Source organism: Amycolatopsis sp. w19 (assembly GCF_051373225.1).
GTDB classification, from domain to species: domain Bacteria; phylum Actinomycetota; class Actinomycetes; order Mycobacteriales; family Pseudonocardiaceae; genus Amycolatopsis; species Amycolatopsis japonica.
On record NZ_JBPQFM010000036.1, the window covers coordinates 12,955 to 29,678 of the forward strand.

Below are 16,724 nucleotides of genomic sequence, written 5' to 3' on the forward strand. Positions count from 1 at the left end.
ATCACTCCTCCGTCTGCGTGTTCTTGGTGACCACGACTTCGAGTTTGGCGAAGTCGTCCTCGATCCGGACCCCCTGCGTCGGGTACCAGGCCCGCATCGCGACATTGGTGCCGTGCCATTTGGGCTTGATGTCGGTCCAGAACTCGACTCCCCTGCGTCCTTCCGGCAACGGGCCGCGGTAGGCCTGCACCACCGGCGCGCTGTCCCCGTAGACGGGTGCCCTGCCCCAGATCTCGCGGGACGCCGACTGCATCCCGGCCACGCCGGCGTTCTGGCTCGTGCTTTCCAGCCGATGGAACGGACCGTATCGCGCCGGGGCGCCCGGCGGCGCCGGATCGGCGTCCGCGATCAGCTCGAAATCCGGGCTTCCGCCGTATCTCAGGACCAGGTCCGCCCCGGCCTCGAGAAACCCGTCCGCCGGTTTCCCTTCCGCCCCCACGTAGAGGTACACCACCTTGCCACCGGGTGGTACGACCCCGCGGTCGAAGGGGCGGGAATCCGGTGAGACGGCACCTCTGGCGAAGACCCGGACCTCGGTCCCGTCGGCGAGCCGCCCGTGCAGGTCGAGCCCCGCCACGAGCTCCACGGTCTTCTCGATCTTCAGGCCCGGCAAGCCCAGCGCCGCCAGCCGCCGGGAGCTCAGTCCGCTCAAGCCCTTCGCCGCGCTTTCGAAGGGAACGTCGGTGAACGGCAGCAGGGCGAGGGCGACCGGCCGCTCGGGCAGTTTCAGCAACCAGCCCGTCTGCGGGTCGAGGAACACGATCCCGTATGGCCGCCGTACCACCAGCGCGACGTGCTCGCGTGCCAGTCCGTCGTCTCCGGTGTGGACGATGTCGATGGCCGCCATCGCGCCGACCGGACGGGAATTCATCGCGGCGATGACACTGTCGTAGCTCACGCCGTGACCGGTCTCCCACACGCCTCCGAGGCGGTCGGAGACATACGCCAGCGTCGCGGCTTCCTCCGGCAGGACCGGACCGGCCGTCACCTCTTCACCACGCAGGCGCAGCACGAAGGCGACCACCGCCTTGGTGCAGTTCGTCCGGTAGCCGTCTCGCTCGGCGTCGGCCGAGTGGGCGTTCGGATTCGTCTTGGGCAATTCGGGGAACTCCGCCGCGATGAGCCGTTCCGCGTCGGCCCGTCGCACGGAGCCGTCGTGGATCGACGGCGACGAGGTGAGCGGCGTCGCCTTGGCCAGTTTCGAGAAGTCCGCTTGTGACGACGCCGATGCCTCGGTGCGGTTCCGCCACGGCGGCAGCCAGCTCCCCGCACCCCGGGGCACGGTCCCCCAACCGGTACTGGCCGGCCAGTCCAGTGTGTCCAGTATCGGTGGCGAACTCCACGGTGCGGGGAGCGCCGCCGCGGCGCTGGTCTTGCCGGGACCGGACGGCCAGTCCGGGGCGGGTTCCTGAGTCGCCTTCGCCCAGTCCGCCGAACTCAGCCGCTGGTAGCTCACGATGGCGTTGTTCAGGTCCGCGTTCCCCACCCAGACCGGTTCGCCGTTGCCACTCCGGCGATGATGTTCCAGCAGCGTGACCACTCGGTCGGCGAGCCGCGCGAGTTCGACGACGGCCAGTCGCCGCGCACCGATCGTCTCGTAGTCGCCCCAGTCCTTCGTCGTGTCGAGCCGGGTGGATTCCGCCGCGATGGAGCGCCGCGCTTCGAGGAGTGCGGCCTCGTAGGGAGCCGCCCAGTCCAGGTTCGGCCACAGATACTCGGCGATCTCGAGCGGTTTCAGATTCCGGAGGGGCGTGGGCGGCTTTTCCGGCGGCCGGGCCGCCATGAACGCGGCGACCTGCCGCATGGCGTCGAACGCCTTCGGGGCCAGGCCGAGCACCGCGGGCCGGTCGGCCCGTCGTGCCTCCGCGGCGACCGCCTCGGCGGACATGGTCACCTTGGCGGTGACGAACCGCTCCGTCTCCGCCTGCTCCGCGGCCCTCTTGTCCGCCTTCTGCTGATTGGTCGCGGCGATGTTCTTGTCGCTCGCTTCGAGTTCGGCCTTCCGGTGCCACCATTTGCGCCAGCCGATCACCGGCCCGGCGGCCGCGACCGCGACGGCGGAGACCGCGAGCGCCGGACTCGCCCCGGACAGCTCGACGGCCCCGACGGTGGCCGCGGCGCCGATCGCCGAAACCCTCGTGTAAGCCTTCATGAAGTCCGCTTTCGAAGCGAATCCGGGACGGATCGCCGCTTCGTCCGATGTGGACACCGATCGCGGCTCCGTCCGCGGCGGCTTCGGCGATCCGAAGAGAACCGCCGCGTCACGCAACCGCCCCCAGAAGCCGGGCCGCGGCCCGACCGCCGACTCGGCCAGCTTCAGAATCCCTTCGCGTTCCTTCGCCACCTGTGGACTCGCGAGATAACGCAGTTGCCGCTCATCGAAGGTCCGTCTGGCGACGGTGTGCTCCAGTTCGGTCTGGTCGAGCTTGTTCAACTGCCAGACCGCGATGAACAAGGTGGCGAGACTGCGGCCTGCGCCATAGGCGAACATGGATTCGAAGAGGGTCAGATGCCGCGCGAGGAACGCGCTCTGGTCGAGCGTCCCCGCGGCGGTGCCCCGGAACGTCCGCCTGACGATCTCACTGAAGTAGGGCAGGATGTCCGGTGTGTTGGCCGCCTTCCCCAGCCCGAGCGGCTTCGGATCGCGGTGCGCGAGACTGAGGCTCTTCGGTTCTGGGCCGGGGTCGAGACCGAGACGCTTCGCCAGGTCCACATAGACCTGGACGTCGTAGGCGGCCAGCAGGTGGTCCAGCTCCCTGGCGTTGTCATCGATCTTCCTGAGCTCTTCTCCCTTCTGGATCTGCGTCCGCCGCCGTTCGGCGAAAGGCTGCAAGAGCGCGGCGACCCCCGCGAGAGCGACGATGCTGAGCACGGACGTCCCCGCGAGTCCGAGGGGGATGCCCACGCCGATCCCGACACCCGCACCGGTCAACGGCGGCAGGGCGAACCGCCGGACGTGCTTCCCCAGACTCTGGGCGAGATCGGGCCGCGGCCCCAGCCGTGCGAGACCCGCCTGTCGTTCGGAGGGCGCGGACGGCCCGTGGTGGGCGGGCACGCCGACCTGAGCCAAGTGACCACGTACCTGTCCGGCCGACGCGGCGCCGGCGTCGATCCTGCGTGCCGTGGCGTCGTACACCCGTCCCTTGGCTACCTGTTCGTCCTTGGCGATCTCCCATTTCCGGGCCATCCCCGCACCGAGCAGAGCGTTGACCAGACCGAAAACCGCCCAGGCGATGCCACCTCTCCCGGAGCCCAGCATCATGAAGACACCCGCCGAGATCCCCGACGGGAGGACACTCGTGTAGAGGCCGGTGACCGCGTGGGTCTTCGTCGCGAGGTAGCCGTCCGTCACCTTCGGCGGGAGGTGGCGCCGGACCTCCCACCTACCGGGTTCACCCGCCAGCGCCGCAATACGGTAGTCGCTCCCGCTCTGGTTCGGATCGAGACCGAGGCGGCCCAGCAGTTCCACGATCGCCTTGCGCGTGCGGGCACGCGCCGGTGGATTCAGCGCGGTCCGCTGGAATTCGCGGTCGAGGACGACGACCTGCGCGAGATGTCCGCGGTCGGTGGGAGTCAGCACCGGCCTGCGGTCGAGATCTCCCTCCGGGTCGAGATATCCCGGAGTGGCGGACCCGCCGTCGGCGAGATCGGCCGCGCCGGCGGCGAGGGCGTGAGCGAGCGCCCGGGGAACGGCACCGGGAGCGAGCCGTGCCGACACGACGATCCGGAGGACGTTCCTCGCGGGGTCCCCGACCGGTCCCCGGGCTGATACCGACCACATCGCCGCTCGGTCCCCGAGCCAGTCGCCGACTTCGGCGACGACCGTGAACCGCTGATCTCCGTCACCGGCCACTATGGACGATCGGACGTACTCCGCGAGCACCGTCAGCCCGGCGTCCTCGACGGCTTGGAAGAAGGCGCGCGCGAGCTCGCCTTCCAGTTCCGGCCGCCCCGGCGTCACCACGGCGGCACCGCCGATTTCGATCGACGTCCAGCCGCTACCGAGTGGCGGAGCCGGCCTGGCCGGGCGGGCCTTCGCCGCCTCGGCGGCAGCGCGGTCCAGCGCCGACGCGAGATCGCGGTGCTGTTCAGGTGTCAAGGAAGCGAGCAGCTTGGGGATTCGCCGCGGCTGGGGATGTTTGCTCGCCCCCGCCAGTTCCGCCGCGTGCGCACCCAACAGCCGGACGATGTCCGAATGCCCCGAAGCGGCCGCCTTCGCCATCGCCGCCTGACCGTCAGCGGAGAGTTGCTTCCACACCTTGGCCGGAACCTGGGCCGGCCTCGACGGAAGCGACGGCTCGGGAGGCCTCGCCGCCGGCACGGTGGTGGCTTTCACCGAAGAGGGCGGACGCTCGGGGTGCGGCCACTGGCGCTGCGGGTGCTTCTGCCGTTTACCGCCCAGCGGCCCGAATGGAGCCTGCAGGTCCATGTCGGCCAGACCGGTCGCGAAGAGCTGGTCCCGGCGTCCTTGATTCCATCTGATCGGAAGCGCCGGTTTGCTTTTCGCGACCAAATCGACGTTCTGCAGGGGATCGAGGTGCAGGACCGCGTGGGCGCCGTCCGAGATCACCTGCTTGGCATAGGGAACGTCGACCTTCGACGCGAACAGCACGAAGAGCTTCGTGGGGCGGGCGGTGAAGTCCTGATGAGCGCCCTGGTTCCGGAGCTTGACCGCCAGATCGTCCTCGTACCTTTTGGTCCCGTAGTCCAGTTTGCTGCGCTTGACCTCGATCCACACCCTCGTGCCGTCCGTGAGCTCGCCGAGGATGTCGATGTCGGACAACTCTTCGCCGTTCGGCCGGTAGATCTTGCGGTCCAAGGCGATGATCTTCAGCCCCGGCAGGCCGAGCCGCGCCAGCCGTTCCGGATCCGTGTGACTCAGGTCCGCGAGCCGGAGCGCACTGCGGAGAGTGGCTTCGAAACCCCTGAGGTTCTCCGGATTGCCGCCCACGTCCTTCGCGGCGATCTTGCCCGCCGGATCCAGACCGGTGAGTTTCTCGAACGTGAGCCTCAGGTTGCGGTGCAGCTCCTCGTACAGCTCGGCGACGTTGGTGACTCCGTGTCCGGCAAGCCTGTCTATGACCTGGTGAAGGACCAGCCACCTGTCGAGGATGGGACGAACGTCGTGGAAGAAGAGCGTGCGCCCCATCTCGGCGGCGGAAGTCGGCGTGACCTGTTCGGTGAACAGCCGGCGCAGGATGTCGAACCGGGTGGCGTCCAGGTCCGCGACCCGCTGCAGTGGGGTGCCTCGTACCGAGGTCAGCTCCCCGATCCGGTTGTTGAACTCGGACAGCGCGACCTGCAGGCCTTTCGTCTCGATCAGTTTCGCGAACGCTTGCTGCACGTCCACGGGCATCTTGTGCCAGGCCGGAACGAATTTGGGGGGCAGGTTGTCCGGTGGCGGAACCCTGGCCAGCCACTCCGCCAGCGAAGCGGACACGTCGCGGGAAAGCCCCTTCTCCTGTGCCAGCCAGGTCACGAAATTCGCCAGGGCGTAGCGGCCGGCCTTCGGTCCCACGGTCGCGGCCAGATCGGCGAGAGCTCGCTGTTCTCGGGCCTTCAGCTCTTCCCAGAGCGGGATCAGCTCGTCCGGCAGATCGGCGGGACGGGCGGGGGCGGCGGGCCGAGCCGGATGCGGCTCGTGGCGCTGGGGGTGGCGAGGCCGGACGTTGCGGGCGAAAAACGGGTCCAGCAAGGGAAGTTCGTCCGGTACCCGGCTTTCCCGCCCGTGGGGCAGCACCGCGTCGAAACCGAGCGCGCCCAGGTCCCCGGCGACCTGCTTGATCCCCGCGGTGCCTTCGAGCGATGCCGGGGCGCTGAGCACGAAGTACCGCTTGACGGCGGCGGACGACGGCGCGACCGACTTCGCCGCGCTGTCGAGCAAGCTCGCGGCGTCCTTCTCACTGGGCCCGGCGAGCCGCCCGACCGTTACCCACACCTCGGTTCCATCGGCGAGCCGTGCCTTGATGTCGATGGTGCCGAGTAGCTCGCCCTCGGCCGAGAAAACCGGTTCCCGGACGCCCTCGATCGCCATCCCCCGCGGTCCCTTCGCGGCGAGCTCCCAGGCTGCGACGAGGGCGGATTGCACGTTGTCCCGCAGGTTCCGCAGGAGTTCTTTGAGCCGCGGCAGGTCCCCGGTCGCTTCGAGCAGCTTTTCGACCTCCTCGGGCGGCAGGAATCCGGCCGCCCACATGAGCTGCTCGAGAAGTTCTTCGTGCTCCCGGACCGCCTTGCCGTAAGCGGTTATCGTGTCGGAGTTCAGCGAAATCGTGTAGGGGAACCAAAGCCCTTCGGGCGAACCGAGGATCTGGTACTCAGGCTTGGGCTTTCCCTCGGTCGCGGGTCGTGGCCTGACCGGCTGTGCGTCGAGGATTCCCTCCAGCCGTTCACGGAAGGCCGCCCGTTGCGCGTCGGTCAGCGACGCGAGCCGGTCCGGGAGTCCGGTTCGGTTCGGGATACCGGGCTTCCCCGTCAACTCCGTCAGGACGCGTTCCAGGATGAACGCGATGTTCACTCCGGCGGCGGCGAGTGCGTCGAGGAGGTCGCGCTCGGTTTCGGTCAGCAATTCCCGGATTTCGGGAGGAACCACGCTCGGCTGGTCTTCCCTGGGGCCAAGAGGGAAATCCGGCGCGATCGGCTGGTGCCGGGACGGGATCTCCACCGGCCAGGCGGGCACCGCGTGCTCGGGCACCGCGGACGGTCGCGGAGGTGGAGAGGTGACGGGCGCGCCGGGCCACGGCGGATTCGCCGACGGCAGCACGGGAACCGACTCGTCCGGCGGCAAGGGCAGCTCGACGGGAGCCGGGTCGACCGGGCGAACGGTGACGTCGGGTGGGTCGACGGGCGGGACGATCTCCACGGGCGGGCGATCCGGCCCGCCGGGGGTCAGCGGGGAAACCGGATCGGCGACGCGGTCCGGAACGGCGGGAAGCTCCAGCGGCCGCTCCGGTACACGCGGCGGTTCGGGGTACACCGGCCGGTCCGGGCCGACGGGTGCCACCGGGACCGTCGTCCGGCCCGGCGGGTTCCGCACTTCGCCGGGAGGACGTGGGAAGTCCACGGTGGCCGGTGGCGGGAAGCCCACCACCGGCGCTGGCGGGGTCCCCACGACCGGCCGCGACGGGAAACTCGTGGGAGGGCGGACCGGATCGCCGATGGCGGGCAGCTTCGGATCGGTCACCCGGGGGAGGCCCCCTGCTTCACCCGAGCGCACCTTGTCCGGATCGGGCTTCACCGTCAGCGGCTCCGCCTCCGGATGTGAAAGCGGCTTGGGAGCGCCCGAAATCACGTCGCCGATGGTGGCCTGTTCGGCGAGCCGAGCGGTGGCCGGGCTCGGCGAAGACCGAGTGGTGTGGGCCGGTGGCGCGTGCTCGGCCCGCGCCGCGGGTGCCTCCGCCCGCGCGCCCGCGGGCGACGGCTCGGCCGCGCGTTGAAGCGCGGGGGTGACGGGATCCGGCCGCACCGCGGTCGCGACACCGCCTCCCCCGGTTTCCGGTGACAGACCCGACCCGTCGTCGGTCCGTGCGTGACCGGAACCACCGGGACCAGCGGGCGGCGGCTCATCAGGCGTCCTGTCGAGCGCGCCGGGCGGACCTTCCTCCGGTGAGTCTCCAGGACGGCGCGGCCCGGGTTCGCCGTCGCCTTTCCACTGCCCGCTCGCCCGCGCCTCCTCGATGCCCACGTGCCCGGCTTCGCCCAGCTTTCCTCGCGCGAGGTCGTCCAGGCGGAGGACGTCCCGGGGGTTCACGGGAGGTCCGTCGTCGCCGTGGCGAGGACCGTCGCCGTCGGCGTGCTCCCCCGGCGCACGGCCTCCCTCGTGACTGCTGTGCTGGGGAACGGTCCTGCCGTTGTCACCGCCTCGCGGGGTGAGCGACTTCGCCGGTGGCTGCCCTTGTTTGCCTTGATCACCGAGTCGCTCGGTGTTCGCCGGGGGACGCTCACGATGCACGGGATGCGCGGCGGCGTTGTCCGACGGCGGCCCTGAAGGGTTGTCGGCCTTCCCGGTGTTCGGAGTGGACGGTTCCACACCGCGAGGTACCTCGGGCGGCGGGTCTCCCTTCCACCTTCCGCTCGCGTGGGCCTCCGCCGCACCGGCACGGCCGGCCTCGCCCAGCTTGCCGTTGGCCAGCTCGTGCATGCCGACGGTGTCGAACACGTTCGTCGGCGGATGCCCGGCCTTCACCGGGGATTCCTGTCGCTGCGGCGAAGGCGGCGGAGGCGGTTTGTCGCCCGGCCCGTTGGGGGCGTGGTGTTCCGGACGGCCGCCCGGCCCGGGTGTCTCGGCGAGATCGGCGTTCCGGGCGGGTTGACCGGCATGCGGCGGCTCGGCCGCGAGTGACTGTTTCGGCGGGGTCGACGGCGGATCCGGTGTATGGGGCGGGCGGCCGCCGGCGCCTGCGACGCCGCTGTCCGGATCGCGCGGACTGTTCCCTCCGGTGTCGTGCGGCCGGGCCACCGGGACATCGGCGCCGGGGCCGGCATGCCTCGCCAGGCTTTCCCCGACCGAACCCGGCAGCGGTCCGAGCGGGTTCCGGATGACCTGCGCGGCGGTCTCCGCGCTGATCCCGCGGTCGCCCCTGACGACGCTCCGGACCTTCTCGAGAGCCTGGGGCGCGTGCCTGATGGCCAGTTCGGTGACCGTGGGGACCTTGACCAGAGCCTCCCCGCCCCGGCCCAGCCGCGCTCCGGCGCCCGACAGTGCCTTGCCGACGCCCGAAAGGCCGGCGACCCGGCCGGCCTTTGCCCCCACCCAGGAGATGCCCGCCCCGGCGGCACGCGTGGTGGCTCCGGCTCCGCGCAGGCCGATGAGGGCGCCGACGTTCACGACAGTTCCACCGAGGGCGTGCCAAGGGTCCTCGCCCCACTCGCCGTAATGGATGAACTGCTTCCCGAAGTCGAGCAGCACCCCGCCCAGCTCGCCGCGCTCTCCCCCCGGCAGACCGACGGCGAGATCCACCCAGCCGAGGCCATGGGTGTACGCCTGCACGGCCGCGCCGAGCTTGGCCATCCCGCCCCAGGCGAGCACGGCGTTCGACAAGCTCCAGCTGGAACCACCGAAGGGACCGTCCGCGTAGCCGATCAGGCCACCCATCATCTTGGCCAGGTTCACCAGGCCGTCGTAGATCCCACCGACGAAACCCGGGTTGGCGATCTTGGGCGTGGCGGCGGGTGCGCTGTCCGGGTCGGTGATCAGCGCCGCCGCGGCCGTCACCAGCTCCGCGATGTTCTTCGCTATGGCTCTCGCGAAGAACCGCTGTGCCGCCTCACCGCCGGGATTGAGAAAGGAGCCGCCATCGTCCAGATGGCTGTAGATGAAGCTGTGGTAGGAGATCGTTTCCCGGATCTGGGTCTTGACGAAGCCGAGGATCTCCGCGTAGCCGTCGTAGGCCTTTCCCAGCCCCTCCATGGCGGGCGGGACCTCCCTGACACCGCCTTGACCTTCCAGGGTGCCGTTGTTGATCCTGGTTATGCCGTCATACAGCGCATAGCCGTTGGGATCGGGCCAGGACGTGCGCAAGCCCTGCGCGATGAGGTTCGAGGAGTCGACGGCCGTCTTCAGCGCGGCCGCGCCGTCCTTCCACGCCGTGGCCATCGCGCGAGCGGCCGTCTCGCTGTCCGGCGGCCAAAGGCTGTCCTTGGCGTAACCGCCCTCGGTGAGGACGGCGTTCCACAGGTCTCCGCCCGGCTCGCGGATGTCGCCCTCGCCGCTCATGGTCTCGGTGGTCCCTCAGGAAGACAGGGCGTCGGTCGCCGCGGCTTCGCCGTCCAGGTAGTACCCGACGGCCTTCTTCCCGCCGTCCGCCGCTCCCTGATAGAAGCCGGGCATCTGGTCGACGATCTTGCTCAGCTCGTTCGACGGCGTCTCCAATACGCCTTTCAACGCGATACCCATGGGGCCGCCGAAAAGCGCGCCCGGCGCCTTGATCCGGTCCTGGGCGCTCTTCCACCCGTTCGCGAGATTCGTGCTCGCGGTACTCAGTTCGTTCAGCTTGCCCTGGGTCTCGACGGGATAGATGTCGATGAACCCGTCGGCGTTCCAGTCGACGCCCGTCATCGCGTGCCTCCGGCGACCTGCCGGTCGAGTTCGTGCAGGAACGGGTCGAGCCGCAGATCCGTCGTCTCGGCGGTGGCGTCCGGCGGGAGGTAGTCCGCGGCGATGGCGACTCCCTCTTCCTTCGCCAGAACGACCGCCCGCTGGAAGGTTTCCACGATGGCCCGCGCCAGCGCCACCGAATCCGGAGTGCGGTAGATACGGGGGTCGAGCCAGAGATCGTGCACCTCGCCGGTGCCACCGATGGTGATGCTGATCAGTTCGTCATCGGATTCCGCGGTCGCCCGGATCTCGGCCATGCGCTTCTTCATCGCCCTGACGTCCTCGGCCATCCGCTCGTACTCGGCGTACATGCCGAGGCGCAAAGATGTGTCCACCGGCCCTCCTCGATCGGTTCCGGTCCAGTGTCGCCACGACGACCGGGGCCGGGGCGTCCGTGGCCTGTTTCTGCCACGAGTGCGTGAACCGGTGCCCCGCAAGCGGAACATGACGGCGATGAGACGACTTCGGATGGCGGCTGCCGTCGCCGTGCTGACCATGACTGTCCCTCAGACGCTCGGCGGCACGAGCGTGGCGAACGCGGCTCCGCCCGCCGGGGCCTGCCATGACGCCGCTCCCGCCCGCGCCCAGGTACGCGCGCAACCCTGGGCGCAGCAGGTCCTCGCCCCCGAAAGAGCCTGGCCGCACAGCCGGGGAGCCGGTGTTTTGGTCGCGGTGGTCGATTCCGGGGTGGACGCCGACCATCCCCAGCTGCGCAGGCCGGGGAAAGTCCGCGCGGGAAGGGATTTCTATCTTTCGGGTGGCCACCCCGGCGCTTTCGACTGCGTTTCGCATGGCACGGGTGTGGCCGGCATCATCGCCGCGGATCCCTTGCCCGGCATCGGTTTTCGCGGGGTGGCCCCGGACGCGGAGATCCTGCCGGTCCGGGTGAGCGACCGGGATCTCGGCGATCAGGGAGAGCAGTTGCGGATCGACCCGCAGGTCGTCGCCAACGGCGTTCGCTACGCCGCGGACCAGGGTGCGAAGGTGATCAACCTTTCGCTGGCCGGATTCGACGACTTCGCCGTCATCCGGGACGCCGTCGCGTACGCGGTGTCCCGGGACGCTCTGGTGGTCGCCGCGGCGGGCAACGGCCAGCGGGACGCGACGATCGCCTTCCCGTCCTATCCGGCCTCCTACGACGGCGTACTCGGCGTCGGCGCGGTGGACATCAACGGCGCCAGGATGACCGGCTCACAGATCGGGTCCTATGTGGACCTGGTGGCCCCCGGCGCCAAGGTTCTGACCGTGGCGAGAGTGGACGGCCACGCCTACGTCGACGGCACCAGTTTCGCCACCCCGTTCGTGGCGGGCACCGCGGCACTGGTGCGCGCCGCCTGGCCCCGGCTGTCCGCACCCGAGGTCGCCCGGCGGCTGATCGCGACGGCCGCACCGTCGCGCGGCGGGAACGGCAGCGCGGCTTACGGCCATGGTCTGGTCGATCCCTACCGTGCCGTGACCGACGGTCTCGACACCCGTGCACCGGACGTGCTGCCCGCCCATGCCCCCCGCCCACCGGATCAGGCGCGGCTCGACCGGGCCGCGTCGGAAGAGAGCATCGCGGAAACGGCGCGATGGTGCACCGTGGCCGTGGTCGGCGCACTCGCCCTGGCCTTGCTGATGGCGCTGGTGGTGCCGCGCGGCAAGCGTCGCCGCTGGCGAGCGGGCCGGGCCCGAGCGGTGCCCGTCGAACCGCGGATCATCGAGCCACCGGAGCAGGTTTTCCTCATTTCCGGCCGGTAGGAAGGGCTTCCGTCCTACCGGCATGCCGAATGCCCGGCGCTGCGACGCGCCGGGCATTCGGTGTTCCGTGTTACGCCATACCCGCGTTCCCGAGGGCGTTGCACGCGCGGCCGAGCGCGTCCTGGCATTCGACGCCGGCCTTGCCCCAGCCCTGGCTCACGGCGCGGTGTCCGTCGGCGGTTTCGAGGTTCTGGTTGTGGCTGCGCTGGTTCACCTGAAGGTACTGCTGGCCGCTTTCGTCGTACCAGCCGTCGGTGGCGAGGGCACGCGCCCGCTGAAGTCGTTCGGCGGAGGCGTTCTCGATGCTGTCACCACCGTCGCGATACGTCCGGCCGCCCGCTTCCCCGCTGGCGAAGTCCCATTTGAAGTGACCGTCTACCGACATTTCCTACCCCTTTCAGGCCTGGTTCCCGATGACCTTCGAGACTTGCGAGACGCTGTTGTGCAGCGAGTTCTGGGCACCGTCCTGACCGCTGCCGAGGATGTTCACCGCGGTCGTCGGATTTTCGACGAGGGCCTGCTGGCCCCAGTTGAGGAGCCGCCTGTGGCTGTCCCCGGTCACCTCGTTGGTGCTGAACGCCGCGGACTGGACGACGCCCGCCATCCCGCCGGAGGCCAGCTCGGTGATCTGCCTGCCGAGGGAGTCGGCCCCGGCAAGCTGTTCGCTTTGACTGGTGTCACCGAAGCTGATGCCACCTCGCGCCATCGCGAAATCGATATTGACTTCGGGCATTCTTCGCCCCTCCTTGTTCTGACGTGAAATGTCTGTGTCACCGAAGCTAGTTCCGGGAGAGGCTCCGCCCCGGCGGACGGCACGTTCCTGCCACCGTCCCCTTTCGCGGCCCTCGGACGCGAACCATCGGGTGGGTGGCGACAGTCGTGGTGAAGAGACCGATGCGCAGGCCCGCTCCGGAAATGCCGGCGGGCGAGCTGATCCTGCAGGCCCCGCCGGAGATCCCGCCCCCACCGGGCAGGCAGTGGGCGCAGGTGCTCACGGTGCTGCCGATGGTGGCCATGATGGCGGCGATGCTGCTGATGTACTCCGGTAGCATGACCGGATCCCTGCGCTTCGTCATCTACGGGATGATGGGTGTCGCCATGCTCGGCATGGTCGTCATGGGTTTCCTGCAGGGCGGCGGCCCGAGCAAGCGGGAGATGGCCTACGCCCGGCGCAAATATCTGCGCCACCTCGCCCAGCACCGTCTGCGGCTGCGGCGTTCGGTGCGCCGCCAGCGGGAGGCGATGGAATATCTGCACCCGGACCCGGCGTCGCTGTGGTCCCTGGTGTCGAGTTACCGGCTTTGGGAACGCCGCAAGGACGATGTGGATTTCGGCGTCGCACGGATCGGACGCGGCCCGCAGAACCCGGCCGCCACCCTGATCGCGCCCGACACGAAACCGCTCGAGGAGCTGGAACCGCTGTCCGCACTTGCGTTGCGCCGGTTCCTCACCACCTACTCCAGCATCCGCGATCTGCCGATCGCCATCGCGGTCAACGGGTTCAGCCGGGTCTACCTCCGCGGCGACCGGGACGCGGCACTCGGAGTGCTTCGGGCGATGCTCGCGCAGCTGGCCGCCCTGCACTCCCCGGACGACCTGCGGGTGGCCGTGTGCACCGGCGAGGATCGCCGCGCGGACTGGGAATGGGTCAAGTGGCTGCCGCACGCCCAGCACTCCGAACGCACCGACCTGCTCGGCCCGTTGCGGTTGGTGGCCCCCACCGTCCCGGCGCTGGAATCCATGCTGGAGGAGGAACTGGTCAAACGGCCTAGATTCGACCCGGAGTCCGACGGCCGAGTACCCGGCCCGCATCTGGTGGTGGTGATCGACGGTGGTTCGGTAGCGGGCTCGGACCATCTGATGACCGGCGGCGGCGTCGAAGGCGTGACCGTCGTGGACCTGACGACCATGCCGCCGAGGGCGCTGGACCGGACGACCGTGGTGCTGGCCGTGGACGCCGGAGGAGAATTGCTCAGCGAGACCATCGACGGCGAGGCCACACTCGGCAAGGCGGACCGGCTGGGCCAGGCGGCGGCCGAGGGACTCGCCCGTCAGCTCGCCCCGCTCCGCCTGACCGCGGGACTGCGCGGCGACGCCCCGATGACCTCGGAGCTCGGTCTGGCGGAGCTGCTGGAACTGGGTGACCCGTACCGGTTCGACCCGGACGACACCTGGGAGCCGAGGCCGAACCGGGACCGCCTGCGGCTCAAGGTCGGTATCCAGCCGGACGGGTCCCCGATCGAGCTCGACCTCAAGGAGTCCGCACAGGACGGGATGGGCCCGCACGGATTGTTGATCGGGGCCACCGGCTCCGGGAAGTCGGAGCTGCTGCGCACCCTGGTGCTGGGCCTGGCCATCACCCACCCCCCGAGCTCGTTGAACTTCGCGCTGGTCGACTTCAAGGGCGGGGCCACCTTCACCCGGCTGGACGCGCTGCCGCACACCAGCGCGGTGATCACCAACCTCGCCGACGAACTGCATCTGGTCGACCGGATGACCGACGCGATCAACGGCGAGCTGATCCGCCGTCAGGAACTGCTGCGCGCGGCGGGAAACTTCTCTTCCTTGCGCGACTACGAGAAGGCGAGGACGGCGGGTGCGCCACTGCCCGAGGTCCCCACCCTGCTGGTGATCTGCGACGAGTTCTCCGAACTGCTGTCCGCGAAACCCGACTTCATCGACATGTTCGTCCAAATAGGACGGGTGGGTCGTTCGCTCGGAGTGCATCTCTTGCTCGCTTCGCAACGGTTGGAGGAAGGCAGGCTTCGTGGTCTGGAAACCCATCTGTCCTACCGGATCGGCCTGCGGACGTTCTCCGAAATGGAGAGCAGGGCGGTGCTCGGCGTCGCCGACGCGTTCAAACTGCCACGGGCTCCCGGACACGGCTTCCTGAAGGTCGGGACCGAACAGATGGACCGATTCCGCTCCGCTTACGTCTCCGGGGTGTACCAGCGCGGTAGCGACGGCGGAGCCGCTGTCGCGATGGGCGGGGAGCACCTGGTGCTGCACGAGTACACGACGACCTACGTCGCCGCCGAACTCGCCGCCGACGAGGAGGAACCGGAACCCGCGGAGGATCCGGACACCGCGGTCGGCGAGACCCTGCTGGACATCCTGGTCGACCGGCTTGAGGGTCGCGGCACACCTGCCCACCAGGTGTGGCTGCCGCCGTTGGACGCGTCTCCGACGCTCGACGGGCTGCTGCCCGGCCTGATCGCCCATCCCCGGCGCGGGCTGGCCCCCGGCGGGTCCGACGCGGTCGCGAATCTGCGGCCGGTGCTCGGGATCGTCGACCGGCCCTACGAGCAGCGGCGCGACCCGCTCACCCTCGACCTCTCCGGCGCGGCCGGGCACGTGCTGATCCTCGGCGCGCCGCGGACCGGGAAAAGCACCGCGCTGCGCACGCTGATCCTCAGCCTCGCCCTCACCCACACCCCGCGCGAGGCCCAGTTCTATTGTCTGGACTTCGGTGGCGGCACCCTCGCCTCGATCGGTGGCCTGCCCCATGTCGCGGGCGTGTCCGGCAGGCTGGACACCGGCGCGGTGCGGCGGACCATCGCCGAGGTCGCCACTGTGCTGGCCAACCGGGAAAAGCTGTTCGCGGAGCACCAGATCGACGGCATCGCGACCTATCGCAAGCTTCGGGCTGAGGGCCGTTTCGGCGATCAGCCCCACGGCGACGTGTTCCTGGTGATCGACGGCTGGCAAACACTCAGGGGGGACTTCGAGGGCCTCGAAGACATGGTCGGTGACATCGCCGCCCGCGGGCTGTCGTACGGCGTACACGTCGTGACGGCCACCGCCCGTTCGTTCGATCTCCGGATGAACGTCCGGGATCTGTTCGGCAGCAGGCTGGAACTGAAGATCGGCGATCCCATCGATTCGATCATCGACCGGCGCGCCGCGATGAGTGTCCCGGCCGACGCACCCGGACGGGGGGTCTCGATGAGCAAGCATCAGGTTCTCCTGGCCCTGCCGCGAACGGACGGCCGGAACACCACCGAAGACCTCGCGGAGGGCACGGCCGAACTGGTCGGGGCGATCGGCGCCGCGTGGCCGGGGCCGCCGGCCCCGTCGGTGCGGCTCCTGCCGGGTTTGCTCGCCTACGAGGAACTTCCCGCCACGGATGAGCTGAGTGGCGCCGACGCCGGACTCGCGGTCGGCATCCACGAGCGGGACCTGTCCCCGATGCGTCTCGACTTCGCCGCCGACCCGCACTTCTTCCTGCTGGCGGACACCGAAAGCGGGAAGACGGCCTTCCTGCGCACGGTGGCCCGCCGGATCGAAAACGCGTACCGGCCCGACCAGGCCCGCATCGTCGTGGTCGACCACCGGCGAGGACTGCTCGGCGAGATCGGCGACGACCACCTGCTCGGCAGCGGCACCAACGACGCGCACAGCCGCGAACTGCTCGGGGAGGTGGCCGAAGCGATGACCAAACGCCTGCCGGGCAAGGACGTCACGCCCGAACAGCTGCGCGCGCGCAGCTGGTGGGAGGGGCCGGAGATCTTCGTGCTGGTGGACGACTACGACATGGTCGCCACGCACAAGCAGCATCCGCTGATGCCGTTGCTCCCGCTGGTCGCTCAGGGCTCCGACATCGGGCTGCACGTGGTGCTCACGCGCCGCTCGGGCGGCGCCGGAGCCGGGTTGTTCGAGCCGTTCCTGTCTCGCCTTCGCGAGGTCGGCACGCCCGGCCTGATGATGTCGGGCGACCGGGACGAAGGTCCGTTGCTGGGCGGTATGCGCGCGCAGGTACTCCCGCCGGGACGGGGCTGGCTGGTCGATCGCCGTGGCGGCAAGGGACTCGTCCAGCTCGCCTGGCTCGAGCCGCGGGCGTAGACCGGCTGGCCGGAACCGGCCGCCCACCCCCGGCGGCCCGGCTGGGGTG

At 69.9% G+C, this 16,724-nt stretch carries 7 protein-coding genes; 2 read left to right on the forward strand and 5 right to left on the reverse strand.

Annotated elements, in window-relative coordinates:
• Window position 1 precedes the first annotated feature (1 nt).
• Genes ACSMFO_RS38075 through ACSMFO_RS38085 form a run of 3 tightly spaced genes read right to left on the reverse strand, consistent with a single transcriptional unit; the run spans window position 2 to window position 10,428 of the window.
• Window positions 2–9,712 (reverse strand): toxin glutamine deamidase domain-containing protein, encoded by a 9,711-nt coding sequence (locus tag ACSMFO_RS38075; protein ID WP_436462291.1) that lies wholly within the window; start codon window positions 9,710–9,712, stop codon window positions 2–4.
• A gap of 15 nt (window positions 9,713–9,727) precedes the next feature.
• On the reverse strand, window positions 9,728–10,054 hold the full coding sequence (locus ACSMFO_RS38080; protein ID WP_436462292.1) for a hypothetical protein: 327 nt from the start codon (window positions 10,052–10,054) through the stop codon (window positions 9,728–9,730).
• Window positions 10,051–10,428 carry a YbaB/EbfC family nucleoid-associated protein gene (locus tag ACSMFO_RS38085; RefSeq protein WP_436462293.1) on the reverse strand — a complete coding sequence of 126 codons (378 nt, stop codon included), beginning with the start codon at window positions 10,426–10,428 and terminating at the stop codon, window positions 10,051–10,053. The genes ACSMFO_RS38080 and ACSMFO_RS38085 overlap by 4 nt, the downstream gene beginning before the upstream one ends.
• Window positions 10,429–10,546: 118 nt before the next feature.
• Between ACSMFO_RS38085 and mycP the strand changes: the two genes are divergently transcribed.
• Complete coding sequence (gene mycP, locus ACSMFO_RS38090) at window positions 10,547–11,833, forward strand: type VII secretion-associated serine protease mycosin (RefSeq protein WP_436462294.1); 1,287 nt, start codon at window positions 10,547–10,549, stop codon at window positions 11,831–11,833.
• A gap of 70 nt (window positions 11,834–11,903) precedes the next feature.
• Here the strand turns inward: mycP and ACSMFO_RS38095 are convergent, their stop codons facing one another.
• Together ACSMFO_RS38095 and ACSMFO_RS38100 are read right to left on the reverse strand one after the other, a co-directional pair.
• The gene (locus ACSMFO_RS38095; RefSeq protein ID WP_038509473.1) at window positions 11,904–12,218 is read right to left on the reverse strand and encodes a hypothetical protein; all 315 of its coding nucleotides are present in this window, start codon (window positions 12,216–12,218) and stop codon (window positions 11,904–11,906) included.
• 12 nt (window positions 12,219–12,230) lie between these two features.
• Window positions 12,231–12,566 (reverse strand): hypothetical protein, encoded by a 336-nt coding sequence (locus ACSMFO_RS38100; RefSeq protein ID WP_038509471.1) that lies wholly within the window; start codon window positions 12,564–12,566, stop codon window positions 12,231–12,233.
• A gap of 134 nt (window positions 12,567–12,700) precedes the next feature.
• On the opposite strand from ACSMFO_RS38100, the gene eccCa reads away from it, so the two are divergent.
• Window positions 12,701–16,675 (forward strand): type VII secretion protein EccCa, encoded by a 3,975-nt coding sequence (eccCa, locus tag ACSMFO_RS38105; protein WP_436462295.1) that lies wholly within the window; start codon window positions 12,701–12,703, stop codon window positions 16,673–16,675.
• The last annotated feature ends 49 nt before the right edge of the window (window positions 16,676–16,724 follow it).

What these genes read in the sequence shown, in the direction of transcription:
- ACSMFO_RS38100 (WP_038509471.1), bottom strand. Translation starts at nt 12,566, where the DNA reads ATGCCCGAAGTCAATATCGATTTCGCGATGGCGCGAGGTGGCATCAGC.
- mycP (WP_436462294.1), top strand. Translation starts at nt 10,547, where the DNA reads ATGAGACGACTTCGGATGGCGGCTGCCGTCGCCGTGCTGACCATGACT.
- ACSMFO_RS38075 (WP_436462291.1), bottom strand. Translation starts at nt 9,712, where the DNA reads ATGAGCGGCGAGGGCGACATCCGCGAGCCGGGCGGAGACCTGTGGAAC.
- ACSMFO_RS38095 (WP_038509473.1), bottom strand. Translation starts at nt 12,218, where the DNA reads ATGTCGGTAGACGGTCACTTCAAATGGGACTTCGCCAGCGGGGAAGCG.
- ACSMFO_RS38080 (WP_436462292.1), bottom strand. Translation starts at nt 10,054, where the DNA reads ATGACGGGCGTCGACTGGAACGCCGACGGGTTCATCGACATCTATCCC.